The sequence below is a fragment of the Aliivibrio sifiae genome, assembly GCF_002954715.1.
Classification (GTDB): Bacteria; Pseudomonadota; Gammaproteobacteria; order Enterobacterales; family Vibrionaceae; genus Aliivibrio; species Aliivibrio sifiae.
Genome location: NZ_MSCP01000001.1, coordinates 370,465 through 371,792 on the forward strand (window position 1 = coordinate 370,465; position 1,328 = coordinate 371,792).

1 protein-coding gene is annotated in these 1,328 nt (G+C 36.6%); it reads left to right on the forward strand.

Annotated elements, in window-relative coordinates:
- Positions 1–494: 494 nt before the first annotated feature.
- Positions 495–1,328 (forward strand): porin (locus BTO23_RS01640; protein WP_245922095.1); only part of this gene is annotated, 834 nt, incomplete at its 3' end.

Consider the following 1,328-nt stretch of genomic DNA (forward strand, 5'->3'; position numbering starts at 1 on the left):
ACGACATCATCGAAATCATTAGAGATGTTGAGCTATTGGTATGAGAAAGCATCTTCTGAAGACAAAGCTCAAATTTTGACTTGGTTATTAAATAAATAATGCTTAGAGATTTATTAATTCTCGTAAAATATCAAGTGCGACTTAGTTCGCACTTTTTTTTAAATTAAAGTGAATATTTATAATTTTAACTAAATTGAATGTGATCTAACTCTTTATTTTTGGCGTGTGTAGGTGCTATTTTTGAGATTTCGATCTCTTTTGTTTTATTTTTAATCACGGTTATTTTTTTTGATGTTTAATTAAGCTATTGAATTTATTTGATTATGTTTTTTTACAAGTAATCTAGTTTGAACCTCGTCACTCAAAAAACATAACTATATTTTCTTTGTGAAAAAACATTGTCATAGTCTGCTTCAGACAACAAATCTAGTGCATGGTTCATTTCGGCGACCAACTTAAATATCCATGCATTACTTAATTAGTTAAATGAAGGAATTATGACTATGTTTAAGAAAACCCTTTTAGGTGCTGCTATTGCATTGGTTGCGAGCGGTGTAACTGCAAAAGAAGTGGGTATTAACTCCGACTTTAATGTTGAAGTGTATGGTGTTGCTGCAATTTCATTGGTTAACTACAATACAACTGATAATAATGATGCAAGTTCGGGTTATGTAGTTGAAAATGAATCTCGAATTGGTTTCCGTGCTCATAAAGAGATGTTTGAAAATGTTCTAATCACGATGCAAATTGAGTCAGGTTATGTTGATAGTACTGACTGGGGTCATGGCGGCGTTTCTGGTGGTGTGCTAGGTTTCCGTGATACTTTTGTTGGTGCATCTGGTGATTGGGGTAACGTGCGCGTAGGTCGTGTTCTTACTCCACTATATGAATTAGTTGATTGGCCATACTCTAACCCAGGTTTAGGCTCTGTATTCGATTGGGGTGGTATTGCTGGTCACTACGATCGTCAATCAAACCAAGTTCGTTATGATTCACCTAAGTTTGGTGGTTTCTCATTTGCAACTTCTGTTGGTCGTGATGATAACGCTAATGGTGGTGGCGCTGCTACACGTGATTCATCATTTGTGAGTGCGAATGCAAAATACAGTTTTGAAAAAGTAACATTCATGGGAGCTGTTGAAACCGGCTCTGATTTTAATGGCGTTGCTAGTCAAGATAACCAAGCTTACCTAGTAGGCTTTGAAGCTTCTCTTCCTGCTGGCTTCGGTCTTGCTGCGGCATATAAAATGGAATCATTAGATAACCAAGCTAATAAAGCTGGTGTTGCTCAAATGGGTACGGATGTTGAGCAAGGCTCTTACTCTATC